This is a genomic window from Collinsella aerofaciens (assembly GCF_039836695.1).
Classification (GTDB): domain Bacteria; phylum Actinomycetota; class Coriobacteriia; order Coriobacteriales; family Coriobacteriaceae; genus Collinsella; species Collinsella aerofaciens_BD.
In genome coordinates this window covers 142,516-156,664 of sequence record NZ_JBDPAC010000001.1, presented here as the reverse complement: position 1 = coordinate 156,664, position 14,149 = coordinate 142,516, and the positions used below count along the sequence as shown (strand labels likewise).

Below are 14,149 nucleotides of genomic sequence, written 5' to 3'. Positions count from 1 at the left end.
CTGCAACCGACAGGTGTATTTGCTGGTGCAGGCCGAGTCGCGGTCGTGCGTCGGGGGATTATACTGAGACAAGCATAAAGAATCGGCGCCCCTGTTGTGCGCCGTGGCATTAAGAGGTGCATATGGCAGAGAAACTCATTCCGCTGGAGGACGCGCAGTCGATTGTTCTGTCGCACGTTGCTCCGACCGATCTGGTCGAGATTCCCGTGTGGCAGGCGGCTGGTTTTCCCTTGGCCGAGGACGCGGTGGCTGATATCGACATCTCGCCGTTTGCCAACAGCGCTATGGACGGATATGCCGTGCGGTCGGCGGACTTGGCGCAGGCATCTGGCGAGGCACCGGTGACGCTCGATGTTATCGGACATGAGGCCGCGGGCCATGTGTTTGAGGGCACAATCGGAGTGGGCGAGACGGTCCGCATCATGACGGGCGCGCCGGTACCCGAAGGTGCCGATGCCGTAGTGAAATACGAGATCGTCGACGTGCTCGATGGCGACGGCAACGAGGACTCGCACGTTCGTTTCTCGGCGCCTGCCAAGGTAGGGGAGAACGTTCGCTCTGCCGCCGAGGAGGCCCATGCCGGCGATGTTGTGATGCACGCCGGCGAGGTCGTGGCTCCGGCGGGCGCGGGTCTGCTGGCAAGCGCCGGATACGCGCGCGTGAAGGTGCACGCCGCCCCGCGTGTGGGCATCATCTCGCTGGGCACGGAGCTGGTCGCACCGAGTAACGTGCCGGCGCGCGGGCAGATTCGCGACTCCAACTCGTCGGCGTTGATGGCCGAAGCACTCGATGCAGGAGCCGAGCCTGTTTTCTACGGCATTGCGCCCGATGATGAGCAGGCGATTGCCGAGCTGGTGCATCGCGCCGTGCAGGAGTGCGATTTTGTCATTACGAGCGGTGGTGCCTCGGCGGGCGATTACGACTACGTGACGGCGCTCGTCCGGCGCGAGGGCGAGGTGCTGTTCGATCGCATCTCGATGCGCCCCGGCAAGGCCATCACGTTTGGCTTGCTCGGGGGCAAGCCCTACCTTGGGCTTTCAGGCAATCCGGCCGCGGCGTATGTGGGCTTTGAGATGCTCGCCCGTCCGGCGATTCGCAAGATGCGCGGCTTTGCCGAGGGTGCGCGTCCCGTGCAACAGGCGATATTGACGCACGGCGTGAAGAAGCGCCAGGACCGACGCTTCTTTGATCGCGCCACGGTTTCGCGCGACCCCGAGACCGGTGAGCTGTTGGTGACCGAGGCCAAGACGCAGAATTCGGCGCTGCTCGGCACGATGCAGCGGGCCAACTGCCTGCTGCGTATTGACGAAGGGCCGTGCGAGCTCAAGGCGGGCGACGTCGTGGACGTTGTTCGCGTCGACCTGCCCGAGGGCACGGTGTTGTAGGAGGAAGACTATGGAGTTGAAGATTTCGATCGTGACGTGCTCGGATACGCGCGATCTTGCCCAGGACGAGGCGGGTGCTGCGCTCGAGGAACTTATCGAGGCGCAGGGCTGGACGGTCGCCTCACATGTGGTCGTGCGCGACGACGTCAGCGAGATCGGTGATGCCATTGTGGAAGCCGCCGATGAGTGCCACGCCAATGTCGTGCTCACCTGCGGCGGCACGGGACTTTCGATGCGCGATGTGACGCCCGAGGCGACGCGTGCCGTCTGCGACCGCGATGTGCCGGGTATTGCAGAGGCAATCCGTGCGTACTCCATGACCAAGACGCGCCGCGCTATGCTCTCGCGCGCTATTTGCATGCAACGAGGTCATACGCTTGTCGTAAACTTTCCCGGTTCTACGAAGGCCGCCCGCGAAAGCTGGGAGGCCATAGCAGACCAGCTGGAGCATGCGGCTCAGATGACAGCGGGCGGCGGACATACCAACTAAGCGGTTTACCTGCGGCGGGGCGACCTGAACGGCTGCTCCGCCTTTGTTTTCCGCCGAAGCGACGCGAGGTGCACGGCAACTCGAAACTATATTCTCTAACGAGAATAATTTCTCACTATCTCTATTCGCGCGGAAGTATAATCTAGTAACAGAATAAAGCTCGCGGTGGGGTACCCGGGCACAAGGTCCGAAAGGGTTGAATATGTTCGATATGGTTTCACGCCGCGGTTTTGTCTCGCTTTCTGCTGCCGCTGCCGCCGGCCTTGGCCTTGCTGGCTGCTCGGGCAACAAGACGTCCGAGCCCGCTGGTTCCGATGCCGGCTCCGCCAAGTCTTCCTCTAAGAAGAAGACTGCCGAGCTGCAGGTCTTTGCCGCCAACTCGCTCGAGAAGGCGCTCCCCGAGGTTCAGGAGCTCTACACCGAGCAGACCGGTACCACGTTTGCCGACACGCAGTTCAAAGCGTCCGGCGACCTTGTCGAGCAGATGCGCGCCGGTGCTGCGGTTGACGTGCTCATTACCGCTTCCAAGGGCACCATGGATGATGCCGAGACCGCTGAGCTCGTCGATACCGATACCCGCGAGGATATGTTCGTCAACGACCTCGTGATCATTCGCGCCGAGGGCTCCGACACCAAGGTCGAGGCCATCGCTGACGTCGCGAACCTGGACGGCAAGATCGCCATTGGCGACGCCAAGACCGTCCCCGCCGGCAAGTACGCCAACCAGGCCCTGGCCTCCGTGGGCCTCTACACCGGCACCGAGGGCGACGACGGCGAGTATGCTCCCGAGATCGCCGACAAGGTCGCACTGGCCGACAAAGTTGGTACCGCCGCCGCCTATGTGTCCACAGGCGACTGCGTGGCTGGCTTTGTCTACAGCTCCGACATCTTCCGCTATGACGGCATCGAGGAGGCCTTCGTGTGCCCCGAGGATTCGCACAAGCCCATCGTGTACCCGGGTGCTGTCGCCGATGGCTCCGAGCACGCCGACGAGGCCAAGGCGTTTATCGACTTTTGCCTGACCAACAAGAAGGCCCAGAAGATTTGGGCCAAGTACGGCTTTGAGCTTTCCGAGTAGTGCGGCTTGGCGCGATAATTCCATCGTTTTGTGTTTCACCCCGTCCTTGTATTCGCTTGGAGCTTTTCGTGCTTAATAGATTCCGCATGCTTGTCGCCTGTGCTTTGACCTTCGTGCTTTGCTGGGTGCCGGGATTTGCGTTTGCTGGGGACGCTGAGGACGGGGCCCAGGTTGCTGCGACCGCTCATGGGCTTTCCTATGGGATCGAGGGTTTTGAGCGGTTGGCCAAGGGGACCGCTCGTGCCATGGAGGGCCAGCCTGAGGGCTACCGGTTTCCCGTTGACGAGGACGTGGACCTTGTAGTGGCGCCTGCTGCCGATCGCGTTGTGGTGTGGATATCGCCCAAGGCGGTCGAGAAGTTTGGATTGGATCCCCAGGACAACGAGTGCGTATCGGGTCTCAAGGCCCTCGTCTGTGAGCTCGACAGCGCAAACTGCATGGGAGGTGCGCAGCTGGGGGACGTGGATCTTCCTTGGTATGTCACGGCGGAAACAACGTTTGATGCCGGCGGGTATACCTATAGCTTTGACGAGCGCGGTGCGGATGGGGACCGTTATGTGGTGATTGCATCAGCCTCGGGTGATGCCAAGGGCGGCGCGCGTTGGCTTGATAGCGCTCACATGGTAGAAGCATCGTCTGTCGTGTTGCGGGATGAGCAGGGGCCCTTGACCTCTCTGGCTTCCTTTTTGGGCGACATCGACTATCGCCCGTTTTGGGTGTCCATTAAAACGAGCGGTCTTGCCCTGGTGATCGCGTTTGCGCTGGGCCTGTTCGCCGCGTGGAAGACCATGGGTACCTCGAGTCGCATCAAGGGCCTGCTCGACTCGGTCTTTACCATCCCTATGGTGCTGCCGCCCACGGTCTGCGGCTTTCTGCTCCTCATGCTGTTTGGCCGCTCGACCGGGGTGGGCCAGTGGCTTATCGCGCACGGTATCTCGATTGTCTTTACGTGGCCTGCGGCGGTGATCTCTGCCGTGGTGGTGTCGTTCCCCCTGGTCTATCGAACGGCCCTCGGTGCCTTTGAGAGCCTCGACACGCAAATGCTCGATGCGGCGCGCACGCTGGGCTGGTCCGAGCGTCGCATCTTTACCAAGCTTATGATGCCGCTTGGCTGGCCCTCGATTGCCGCCGGCACGGTACTCGCCTTTGCCCGCGCGATGGGCGAGTTTGGCTGCACCCTGTTCTTTGCGGGCAACTACGCCGGTATTACGCAGACCATTCCCATTGCCATCTACTTTGAGTGGATGGGCGGCAACACGTCGGTGGCCCTCTTTTGGGTCGTCGTCGTGATCGTGTTTAGCTTCCTGGTCATCCTGTTCATCAACATGTACACCGCTCATTCGCAAAAGTATCGCGAGCGGGGCCTTTCCCGTGCGGAGCGCAAACAGGCCAAAGATCTCGCCGGACAGGGCGATTCGCTCGACCCAGTCGGCGGCGATGCGCTGCGTATCGATCGCGAGGCGCTGGCCGAGCTCATGCGCGATGATGCGGCGCCGCAGGGAGGTCGATAGGTCATGTCACTCGTTCTGGATATCAAAAAGCGCTATCCCGGGTTTATGCTCGACATGCAGCTTGAGGCCGGCGAGGAGCGTGTGGCACTGCTGGGCGCCTCGGGTTGCGGCAAGAGCTGTACGCTGCGCTGCATCGCCGGCGTGGAGACGCCCGACGAGGGCAGGATCGTCGTCAACGGCGTGACCTTTTTTGACTCGGCAGCGGGCATCAACCTGTCGCCTCAGGAGCGAAAATGCGCCCTGCTGTTCCAAAACTATCAGCTGTTCCCTAATATGACAGTGGCCGATAACGTATGTGCCGGCGTAAAGGATGCGGGCGACGCCGCGGCGCGCAAGCAGCTTGCCGAGCGCTACCTGGGTATCTTTGGACTGGCTGATTTCGCCGACCGCTATCCCGCGCGCCTCTCGGGCGGCCAGCAGCAGCGCGTGGCGCTCGCGCGCATGGTGGCGGCGCACCCGGGCATCTTTATGTTCGACGAGCCCATGAGCGCACTCGATTCCTATCTTAAGAGCGCGCTCGAACAGAACATGCTCGACCTGTTCGATGTGTGCAACCGCACCGTGCTCTACGTGAGCCACGACATCGATGAGGCATGCCGCCTGTGCCAGCGCATCTGCGTGATGCACGACGGGCATGTTGAGGAGATCGGCTCCATCGAGGACGTGGTCCGCCGTCCGCAGACGCTGGCGGCGCTGCGCCTGACGGGCTGCAAGAACACAAGCCGGGCGCGCAAGATCGGTGACGAAGAAGTTGAGGCCCTCGACTGGGACATGACCTTTAACGTGGGTCGCGCGGTTCCCGATAATGTGGCGTACTTGGGCGTTCGCGCAAGCTACTTCCATGTTGACAATCGCGCTGAGCGGGGTCGCAACAGCTATGATTTGCACGTGGCCCGTGTGAGCGATTCGCGTTTTGAGCGGCTGGTGCTGCTGGACGTGCCACGCGGCGATGCGCCCACGCGTCTGCAGTGGAAGGTCAACAAGGTGGGCGTGCCTGTCGACGAGCTGCCGCAAGCAGGCGAGACGCTGCGCATGCACTTCGATGCGAGTAGAATCCACTTGGTTTGTCGATAGTGCCGGGTAATGCCGTCGGGGATATAAGCCTCGGCGGCTTTGTCTTGCCGCTCGCCGAATGAGGGATGACAAACTCTTATCAATAAAAAAGATTATTTATTAAACGACGGCACACGACGCTGTCGTACGAATGTCAACGGTGTTCGCATGTTCGATGACCGTTGATATAGTTGACCTTATCTTGTAAAGGAGGGTGCGCACATGCCGCAGACGACATATATTCGCCGCGTTGCCGCGCGTGCCCTATATATGGCTCGGAGCCGCATATGAGCAGGTATGTTCACGGCTCCGGGAGAGACGACGCACAACTAAATAATCAGCTGCAAAGCAGGTTCCCCAAAATTCCGGGTTTAGTCGCGGTCGGGTTTTCGCCACCCACCGTGCAGCAATACCGTAGCTATTCATTTTTGATTCGAGAGGGGAACCGTCATGGCTGAAGAATTTGATTTCCATCCGATGTGGGAGAGCCTCGGCATGAATCTTGCCGACCACGACATGCTGCTGGGCGCCGTGGGCCAGATGTACGGCGATATGTTCCTGACGCAGAACAATCGCCCCAAGTCCACGTCCTACCTGGATTTTGTCGCCACCAACATCCACAGCGGCCGTATTAAGGAGATGCTCGACAAGAAGGAGGCCGGCGAGGCCACCAAGATCGTCGGTTCGTTCTGTGTGTACGTGCCCGAGGAGATCGTACTTGCCTGTGACGGCATTCCCGTTGGTCTGTGCTCGGGTGCCGACTGGGCGACCGACAAGGTCGAGGAGCATCTGCCGCGCAACACCTGCCCGCTCATCAAGAGCTTTGCCGGCTTTAAGCTGGGCGAGGTCTGCCCCTACATTGAGTCGAGTGACTTGGTGGTAGGCGAGAACACCTGCGATGGCAAGAAGAAGGCCTACGAGTTCTTTGCCACGCAAAAGAACATGTACGTCATGGATATTCCCAACGTGCACGACGAGTCGACGCTCGTGACCTGGAAGGCCGAGGTCAAGAAGCTTGCCGCCAAGATCGAGGAAGAGTGCGGCGTCACGATTACGCCTGAGCGCCTGAAGGCTGCCATCCACGCCGTCAACGAGAAGCGTCGCGCCCTGCAGCGTCTGGCTGCGACCCGCGCTGCCGATCCGGCGCCCATCAGCGGTCTCGACAGCCTGCTGACCGTTCAGGCCGCCTTTATGGATGACACGCCGCGCCTGACCGGCGCCATCAACGAAATGGCGGCTGAGTGCGAGCAGCGCGTTGAGGCCGGCGAGGGTGTGGCGCCCAAGGGCACCAAGCGCATCCTGTACACCGGTACGCCCATGGCCGTGCCCAACTGGAAGCTGTTCAACCTCATCGAGAAGGCCGGCGGCGTCGTGGTGGGCGAGGAGTCCTGCACGGGCTCGCGCTACTACAAGGACCTGGTCGACGAGTCCGGTGAGACGGTTGGCGAGATGCTCGACGCCATCGCCGAGCGCTACTTTAAGATCAACTGCGCCGTCTTTACGCCCAACGACCAGCGTATGAAGGACATTGTCCAGATGGCCAAGGACCTGCATGCCGACGGCATCGTCGACGTGGCCTTGCAGTTCTGCGCGCTCTACGAGATGGAGTCGTTTGCCGTGGAGAAGGCCGCCGAAGAGGCCGGCATCCCGTTTATGCACATCACGACCGACTACGCCGGCGAGGATGCAGGCCAACTGCAAACCAGGATTGAGGCTTTCTTGGAAACCATTTAGGGCTATCCGGTCCAGCGGCTTCCCCAAGCACCCGATCTTGCCGTTCAAACCATCGCTTGCATACCAAAGTACGCGGCGCTCCTCTTTCACGGCAACCTCGGGCACCTGGGAAAGCCGTTTCCTTGGTTGGTTAAAAGGTTTGTTAAGGAGTTATATGTCGGAAAATATTGAGCAGCCGTTGCCGTCCACGTTTGAGGAGTTCAACGAGCAACGCAAGGCGGCGTTTATTCGCGTCAAGGATTATAAGCAGGCGGGTAATCGCCTGGTCGGCTTTTTGTGCAGCTATACGCCGCTCGAGATTATCGATGCCGCGGGCGCTGCGAGCGTGGCGCTGTGCGGTACATCCGATGAGGTGACCCCCGAGGCCGAGAAGGTGCTGCCGGCAAACCTCTGCCCGCTCATCAAGTCGACCTACGGTTTTGTTTACTCGCAAAAGTGCCCGTTTACGTACTTTAGCGACATGATCATCGGTGAGACCACCTGCGACGGCAAGAAGAAGATGTACGAGCTACTCAACGAGCTCAAGCGCACGCACATTCTGCATCTTCCGCAGGGTCGCGATCGCGCCTATGAGCGTGAAGGCTGGTACGAGGAGTGCCGTCTGCTCAAGGAGGAGCTCGAGGGTTTCTACGGAATCACGATTACCGACGATGACCTGCGCGCTGCCGTCCGTCGTCGCAACCGCTTGCGTGCGGCCCAGCTCGACATGTTTGCTCTGCAGGCCAACCAGCCGGCGGCCATGAGCGGCGTCGACCTGATGAGCACTATGTTCGCCGGTACGTTTAGCTTTGATATCGAGGCCTATACGCAGCAGCTGGAGCAAAAGGTTGTCAAGCTGCGCGAGGCCTACGACGCGGGCGAGCGCCCGGTTGCGGCGGATGCCAAGCGCATTCTGATCACCGGCTGCCCGGCGGGCGGCGTGATCAACAAGATCGGTCGCACCATCGAGTCCAACGGCGGTGTGGTCGTGTGCATGGACGACTGCTCGGGCGAGCGCACGGCGGCCATGATGATCGACCCGGACGCGCCCGACATCCTGCGCGCCATCGCCGACCGCTACCTGGACATCAACTGCTCGGTCATGACGCCAAACGACGGTCGTATGGAAAACACGCTGGCCATGTGCGAGAAGTATCACGTCGATGGCGTAGTGGAGAGCGTGCTCCAGGCGTGCCACACCTTTAACGTGGAGAGTGCGCGCATGCAGGAGGCAGTCGAGGGTGCGGGCATTCCGTATATGAAGATCGAGACCGATTACAGCAACGGCGACATGGGTCAGATCGAGACTCGCATCGCCGCCTTCATCGAAACCCTCCAGCTTTCTCAGGCACCGGATCTTGCCCCTCAAACCGTCGCTTGCGTACCCAAAGTACGCTGCGCTCCTCTTTCGGGGCAATCTCCGGCACCTGAGAAACCTAGAGCTAAGGCGCCTGAACGCGCCGCTACCTTTGATGTTTAGATTGGGAGAGGGCCATGGTAGGGATCGGGATCGATATCGGGTCTACGGCGGCTAAGGCCGCTGTGGTCGATGGGGAAGGTTCGGTGGCATGGACGTGCGTGCAGCCAACCGGGTTCTCCTCGGTTGATGCGGCCGAGCGCCTGCGCGGCGAGCTTGCCGCGGCTGGCTATGACGTGGCTGCCGACGACGTGCGCGTGATCGCGACTGGCTACGGCCGTGTCGCCGTGCCCTATGCGCACAAGGTCGTGACCGAGATTACCTGCCACGGCACCGGCGCCGTGCGCCTGTTTGGCGACCACGGCACCGTGATCGACGTGGGCGGTCAGGACACCAAGGTCATCCAACTTAAGGGTGGCCGCGTGGCCAAGTTTGCCATGAACGACAAGTGCGCTGCCGGCACGGGGCGCTTTTTGGAGATCATGGCCGACCGCCTAGGCATTTCCCAGCAGCAGATGGCCGTCCTGGCGCGTTCCGGTGAGCCTACCAAGATCAGCAGCATGTGCACGGTGTTTGCCGAAAGTGAGGTTATCAGCCTGATCGGTCGCGGTGAGCCGCGCGAGAACATTGCACGTGGCGTGATCGACAGCGTGGTCTCGCGCGTGGCGACCATGGCCGGGCAGGCCGCGGGCGCCCCGTACTACCTGACCGGTGGCCTGTGCGAGAACGCCTTCGTGGTGGAGCGGTTGGGCGAGCTACTGGGGTCGCCGGTGACCACCTCGCCCCAGGCTCGCTTTGCCGGAGCGATTGGCGCGGCGATTCGCGCACAGGCGCTCAATTAATGCATCCGCCGCAGGCTCGCATTCATGCGTATACTGGGAGAAAATGATTGACCGATGAGAGGAGGTATCGATGGCTGACGATCAGATTAAGCTCACGTCTATGACGGTCGCGAGCGGTTGAGCCGCTAAGTTGGCCCCCGGAGCCCTCGCCCAGGTCCTGGGCGATTTACCCAATGTGCATAACGACAACTTGCTCGTGGGGTTCGATACCTCCGACGATGCGAGCGTCTTCCGCGTAGGGGAGAACCTTGGGCTCGTGCAGTCCATCGACTTCTTCCCACCGATGGTCGACGACCCGTTTCTATTTGGCCAGATCGCCGCGGCAAACTCACTGTCGGACATCTACGCCATGGGCGGGCGGCCGAGCCATGCCATGAACTTGCTGTGCATCCCGAGCTGTCTGAGCGTTGAGGTTGCCGGTCAGATTCTGGCGGGCGGCGCCGACAAGTGCGTCGAGGCGGGTTGCTCCATCGCGGGCGGTCACACCATCAACGACGACGAGCCCAAGTACGGCCTGTCCGTGAGCGGGTTTGTCGCGCTCGACCGCATGCTCGCCAACAGCGGCGCGCGCGTGGGCGATGCGTTACTGCTGACCAAGGCGGTTGGCTCGGGCATCATCACCACGGCCATTAAGGGCGAGCTCATCGAGCAGGACGAGGCCGCAGCCATGTTTGACTCGATGCGCACCCTCAACGAGGCTCCGATTCGTCTGGCCGAGGGACTTGAGCTTCACGGCTGCACCGACATTACGGGCTTTGGTCTGATCGGGCACGCATGCGAGATGGCCGAGGGCTCGGGCGTGCAAGTTGAGCTTGCGTCGGGGGCGGTGCCACTCTTTGACCAGGTGCTCGACATGGCGCGTTTGGGCATTATCCCCGCGGGCTCCTACCGCAACCAGGACTTCTTTGGCCCGCGCGTGACGGCCGACGAGGACCTTGAGCCGGGCATGCTCGACGCGCTGTACGACCCGCAGACGTCTGGTGGCCTGCTTATCGCGGCACCTGCTGCCGATGTGGATGAGCTTGCGAGCCGTCTACATGCCGAAGGACGTATCGCCGCCGTCGTCGGGCGCGTGTACGAGCCGGTACCAGGCGGTCCTGCCGTTCGCGTTGTGCATTAAGGAAAACCGTTTATGCGACCGCCTACTGTTCTGGGCGGTCCCTTTTGAAAGGAAAAACTATGTCTACCAAAATTGAAGTCAATGCCATGGGCGATGCCTGCCCGCTGCCCGTCGTCAAGACGCTCAGAGCCCTGAAGCAGCTCGATGGCGAGGGCACAGTCGTGACCTCGGTCGACAACGAGACCGCCGTCAAGAACATCTCCAAGATGGCGCAGGAGAAGGGCTGCACGGCCTCAGTCGAGAAGGTTTCTGACGCTGAGTGGCACGTGACCGTCGCGACCGCCGGTGCCGTGGCCGTTGCGGACCCCGAGCAGGACGGCGCTGCTTTCTGCGACGCCAGCGCCGGCAAGGGCAAACTTGTCATTTCCGTCTATACCGATTGCATGGGCCGTGGCGACGACGAGCTGGGCCACAAGCTCATGAAGGCGTTTATCTTTGCCGTGACGCAGCAGGAGGAACTGCCCGCGACCATGCTGTTCTACAACGGCGGTGCCAAGCTCACCGTCGAGGGCTCGCCGGTGCTCGATGACCTGAAGGGCCTGGCCGAGCAGGGTGTCGAGATTCTCACCTGCGGTACCTGCCTCGACCACTATGGCATTAAAGACCAGCTTGCGGTGGGCGAGGTCACGAATATGTACGTGATCGTGGAGAAGATGGAGCAGGCCGTGCGCGTCGTGCGCCCGTAGCGTATTGGTTGGAGTTGCCATGAGGGAGAAGCGCCCGGCGCTTGTCATCACGTTTCCTACCACGGCGGCCGCCATGGGCTGCGAGTCCCTGTGCATCGAGCGCGGCCTTCCCGGGCGAACGATTCCCGTGCCCGGGGAGGTCGCTGCCGGCTGCGGTCTGGCGTGGAAGGCGTTGCCTGCCGATGAGGAGCTGCTGCGCAGCGAGCTTACCGCGGCGGGCGTTCCCACCGAGGGCTATACCGTGATTGATATGTGGGAGGTCGTGCGATGATCTACCTGGATAACGCGGCGACGACCATGCACAAGCCGCAGACAGTGATCGATGCCGTGACGCAGGCGATGTGTTCACTCGGCAATGCCGGGCGCGGCGCCACGTCGGGTGCCCTCGATGCTGCTCGTACGATTCACGCTTGCCGTGCCAAGCTCGCGCGCCTTTTGGGTTGCCCGAGGGCGGACCATGTGTGTTTTACGCCCAACTCTACGGCGGCGCTCAACACCGCCATCAACGGGGTGGTGCGCCCCGGCGACCGCGTGGTCACGACGGTGCTCGAGCACAACTCGGTGCTGCGTCCGCTCAACCGCCTGGCGGCAGAGCAGGGTGTGACGGTTGGGCATGCGGGTTGCGATGCGAGCGGCGTGCTCGACTACGACGAGCTCGAGCGGTTGGTCACGCCGGGCACGCGTGCTGTGGTGGTGACGCACGCCTCCAATGTGACCGGCAACGCGGTCGACATTGCGCGCGTGGCGGCCATGGCCCATGCGGCCGGCGCACTGGTAATCGTCGATGCCTCGCAGTCTGCCGGAACGGCGCATATCGATATGCAGGCCATGGGGCTTGACGTGGTGTGCTTTACCGGCCATAAGGGGCTCATGGGACCTCAAGGCACCGGTGGCCTGGCCGTGGCGGAGGGCATTGACGTGGCGCCGTGGGCCATGGGTGGCACGGGTGTGCACAGCTTCGATCCACTGCAGCCGCTTGAGTGGCCCACGCGCCTTGAGGCGGGCACGCTCAACGGTCACGGCATCGCGGGACTTTCCGCAGGTCTTGACTTTATCGAGGCACAAGGCGGGGTCGAGGTGATTGCGGCACACGAGCGAGCACTGGCGGATCGCTTCCTTGCCGGTGTGCGCGAGATTCCGGGGATTAAGCTCTATGGTGCCTTTGGCCAACCGACGCGCTCGGCGATCGTCCCGCTCAACGTGGGCGATATCGACTCTGCCGAGATCTCGGATGCACTCATGCAAGGGTGGGGGATTGCGACGCGCCCCGGCGCCCATTGCGCCCCGCTCATGCACCGTGCGCTGGGGACCGAGCGTCAGGGCGTGGTTCGCTTCTCGTTTGGGTATTTCAACACGGACGAGGAAGTCGACACCGCGATTGACGCTTTGCGCGATTTAGCCTGCTAAAGCGTATATACTTGCGGGACGGGTCTTTTGCTCGTCCCGTTTTTGTTTTGATTCGAAAGGTGCTCTCATGGCCTCATCCGCCTCGCGTGGTCTGCGTTCCGACCATGTCGTTACCGTCGGCATCGCCCTGTTCTCGATGCTCTTTGGCGCCGGCAACCTCATTATTCCGCCGTTGCTGGCGCTGCAGGCAGGTTCTGCCACGCCGGTCGCCATGCTCGGCTTTCTGATTGCCGCCATCGGCCTGCCCGTCATGGGATTTATCGCCGTGGCGCTTGCCGGAACGGCGCGCGAGCTTGCCGGCCGCGTGCACCCCAAGTTTGGCGAATTCTTCGTTGCGGCGGTGTATCTGGCCATCGGCCCGTGCCTGGCTATTCCGCGCACGAGCTCCACGGCCTTCGAGATGCTGGTACCGCTGCTGCCCGAGGGCGTCTCGCTCGGCACGGCACGTCTGGTGTTTGCCGTTGGCTTCTTTGTCGTCGCGTTTGCGCTCACGCTGCGCCCGGGTGTCATCACACGCGTGCTCGGTCGCATTACGGGCCCTGCGCTCATTGCGCTTATCGTGCTCGTTGTCGGCGCCGCCGTGATCTCGCCGCTGGGACCGGCTGCTGCCCCGCAAGCTCCCTATGATGCCGGCGCTGCGGTCCAAGGCTTCTTGACCGGCTACCAGACCATGGACCTGCTTGCGTCGCTCGCCTTCGGCATCATCATCGCCGAGACCATTCACGAGCTGGGCGTGACCGATGACAAGCGCGTCGCTTTTGAAATTTCGCGCTCCGGTGTGATCGCCGGCGTGCTCATGGCCATCATCTACTGCGGCTTGGGCCTTGCCGGAATGCAGCTCGGCACCGTGATGCCCGACGCTACCAACGGCGCCGCCATCCTTGCCCGCTCTGCCTCCATGCACTTTGGCCTTGCCGGCACGGTCGTGGTCTTCGCCATCTTCTTCCTTGCCTGCATGAACGTGTGCATTGGCCTTATCAGCTGCTGCTCGCGTTACTTCTGCGAGACGTATGTGGTTAAAGGGGGAGCGGAGGCCTCCGAGGAGGCCATGCGCCGTCCCTTTGCGATTCTTGCCTTTGTGTTCGCAGCGTTTTCGTGCGTGCTCTCCAACGTGGGCCTCGACGTGATCCTCATGTTCTCGGTGCCCATACTCAATGCCTTGTATCCCGTCGCCATCGTGCTGGTTCTCATGGGTTTGGTACACGGCTTTTGCGACGCTCATCCGCAGGTGTGGGTCTGGGTCGGCGGTGTGGTTGCCGTGCAGAGCGTGATCACCTCGGTCCGCGATGCGTTCTTTGCGGGCGCGTGGCTGCCGTTTGATGTGCTGCCGCTGGCGGATATCGGTGCCGCGTGGGCGCCGGTTGCCGTGGTTGCCTTTGTGATCGGCCTGCTCCATAGTCGTTTTGTTGCACATTCGAGGAGCTAAGGCATCAATGCTTGCACAGGC

At 61.9% G+C, this 14,149-nt stretch carries 13 protein-coding genes; all 13 read left to right on the top strand.

Features of this window, described 5'->3' with window-relative positions; all coding sequences use genetic code 11:
- Nucleotides 1–122 precede the first annotated feature (122 nt).
- The 13 genes from ABG996_RS00670 to brnQ all read left to right on the top strand — a co-directional run bounded on the left by ABG996_RS00670 (nucleotide 123) and on the right by brnQ (nucleotide 14,128).
- Nucleotides 123–1,385, top strand: coding sequence for a molybdopterin molybdotransferase MoeA (locus tag ABG996_RS00670; RefSeq protein WP_347478377.1), 1,263 nt, complete (start codon nucleotides 123–125; stop codon nucleotides 1,383–1,385).
- Between the two features lie 10 nt (nucleotides 1,386–1,395).
- Nucleotides 1,396–1,875, top strand: a complete 480-nt coding sequence (locus ABG996_RS00665) for a MogA/MoaB family molybdenum cofactor biosynthesis protein (protein WP_118080408.1) — start codon at nucleotides 1,396–1,398, stop codon at nucleotides 1,873–1,875.
- Nucleotides 1,876–2,077: 202 nt separating this feature from the next.
- The gene (gene modA, locus ABG996_RS00660) at nucleotides 2,078–2,953 is read left to right on the top strand and encodes a molybdate ABC transporter substrate-binding protein (RefSeq protein WP_347478378.1); all 876 of its coding nucleotides are present in this window, start codon (nucleotides 2,078–2,080) and stop codon (nucleotides 2,951–2,953) included.
- Nucleotides 2,954–3,021: 68 nt separating this feature from the next.
- Entirely contained in the window at nucleotides 3,022–4,464 is a 1,443-nt protein-coding gene (modB, locus tag ABG996_RS00655) for a molybdate ABC transporter permease subunit (protein WP_347478379.1), read from the top strand.
- 3 nt (nucleotides 4,465–4,467) lie between these two features.
- Nucleotides 4,468–5,538: a sulfate/molybdate ABC transporter ATP-binding protein gene (locus ABG996_RS00650; protein ID WP_347478380.1), complete on the top strand. Its 1,071-nt coding sequence runs from the start codon at nucleotides 4,468–4,470 to the stop codon at nucleotides 5,536–5,538.
- A gap of 429 nt (nucleotides 5,539–5,967) precedes the next feature.
- The gene (locus tag ABG996_RS00645) at nucleotides 5,968–7,251 is read left to right on the top strand and encodes a double-cubane-cluster-containing anaerobic reductase (protein ID WP_347478381.1); all 1,284 of its coding nucleotides are present in this window, start codon (nucleotides 5,968–5,970) and stop codon (nucleotides 7,249–7,251) included.
- 154 nt (nucleotides 7,252–7,405) lie between these two features.
- Complete coding sequence (locus tag ABG996_RS00640; protein WP_347478382.1) at nucleotides 7,406–8,710, top strand: double-cubane-cluster-containing anaerobic reductase; 1,305 nt, start codon at nucleotides 7,406–7,408, stop codon at nucleotides 8,708–8,710.
- A 14-nt stretch (nucleotides 8,711–8,724) separates the two neighbouring features.
- Nucleotides 8,725–9,489 (top strand): acyl-CoA dehydratase activase, encoded by a 765-nt coding sequence (locus tag ABG996_RS00635; protein WP_347478383.1) that lies wholly within the window; start codon nucleotides 8,725–8,727, stop codon nucleotides 9,487–9,489.
- Between the two features lie 70 nt (nucleotides 9,490–9,559).
- A complete protein-coding gene (selD, locus tag ABG996_RS00630; protein ID WP_347478384.1) occupies nucleotides 9,560–10,609 on the top strand; it encodes a selenide, water dikinase SelD in 1,050 nt (349 codons plus the stop codon).
- A gap of 59 nt (nucleotides 10,610–10,668) precedes the next feature.
- Nucleotides 10,669–11,295: a sulfurtransferase-like selenium metabolism protein YedF gene (gene yedF, locus ABG996_RS00625; protein WP_347478385.1), complete on the top strand. Its 627-nt coding sequence runs from the start codon at nucleotides 10,669–10,671 to the stop codon at nucleotides 11,293–11,295.
- Nucleotides 11,296–11,314: 19 nt separating this feature from the next.
- On the top strand, nucleotides 11,315–11,566 hold the full coding sequence (locus ABG996_RS00620) for a putative Se/S carrier protein (protein WP_117736415.1): 252 nt from the start codon (nucleotides 11,315–11,317) through the stop codon (nucleotides 11,564–11,566).
- Entirely contained in the window at nucleotides 11,563–12,702 is a 1,140-nt protein-coding gene (locus ABG996_RS00615) for an aminotransferase class V-fold PLP-dependent enzyme (RefSeq protein ID WP_347478386.1), read from the top strand. The genes ABG996_RS00620 and ABG996_RS00615 overlap by 4 nt, the downstream gene beginning before the upstream one ends.
- A 67-nt stretch (nucleotides 12,703–12,769) precedes the next feature.
- On the top strand, nucleotides 12,770–14,128 hold the full coding sequence (gene brnQ / locus ABG996_RS00610; RefSeq protein WP_347478387.1) for a branched-chain amino acid transport system II carrier protein: 1,359 nt from the start codon (nucleotides 12,770–12,772) through the stop codon (nucleotides 14,126–14,128).
- The last annotated feature ends 21 nt before the right edge of the window (nucleotides 14,129–14,149 follow it).

What these genes read in the sequence shown, in the direction of transcription:
- ABG996_RS00640 (WP_347478382.1), top strand. Translation starts at nt 7,406, where the DNA reads ATGTCGGAAAATATTGAGCAGCCGTTGCCGTCCACGTTTGAGGAGTTC.
- ABG996_RS00635 (WP_347478383.1), top strand. Translation starts at nt 8,725, where the DNA reads ATGGTAGGGATCGGGATCGATATCGGGTCTACGGCGGCTAAGGCCGCT.
- modA (WP_347478378.1), top strand. Translation starts at nt 2,078, where the DNA reads ATGTTCGATATGGTTTCACGCCGCGGTTTTGTCTCGCTTTCTGCTGCC.
- ABG996_RS00650 (WP_347478380.1), top strand. Translation starts at nt 4,468, where the DNA reads ATGTCACTCGTTCTGGATATCAAAAAGCGCTATCCCGGGTTTATGCTC.
- ABG996_RS00615 (WP_347478386.1), top strand. Translation starts at nt 11,563, where the DNA reads ATGATCTACCTGGATAACGCGGCGACGACCATGCACAAGCCGCAGACA.
- ABG996_RS00665 (WP_118080408.1), top strand. Translation starts at nt 1,396, where the DNA reads ATGGAGTTGAAGATTTCGATCGTGACGTGCTCGGATACGCGCGATCTT.
- yedF (WP_347478385.1), top strand. Translation starts at nt 10,669, where the DNA reads ATGTCTACCAAAATTGAAGTCAATGCCATGGGCGATGCCTGCCCGCTG.
- ABG996_RS00670 (WP_347478377.1), top strand. Translation starts at nt 123, where the DNA reads ATGGCAGAGAAACTCATTCCGCTGGAGGACGCGCAGTCGATTGTTCTG.
- ABG996_RS00645 (WP_347478381.1), top strand. Translation starts at nt 5,968, where the DNA reads ATGGCTGAAGAATTTGATTTCCATCCGATGTGGGAGAGCCTCGGCATG.
- ABG996_RS00620 (WP_117736415.1), top strand. Translation starts at nt 11,315, where the DNA reads ATGAGGGAGAAGCGCCCGGCGCTTGTCATCACGTTTCCTACCACGGCG.
- brnQ (WP_347478387.1), top strand. Translation starts at nt 12,770, where the DNA reads ATGGCCTCATCCGCCTCGCGTGGTCTGCGTTCCGACCATGTCGTTACC.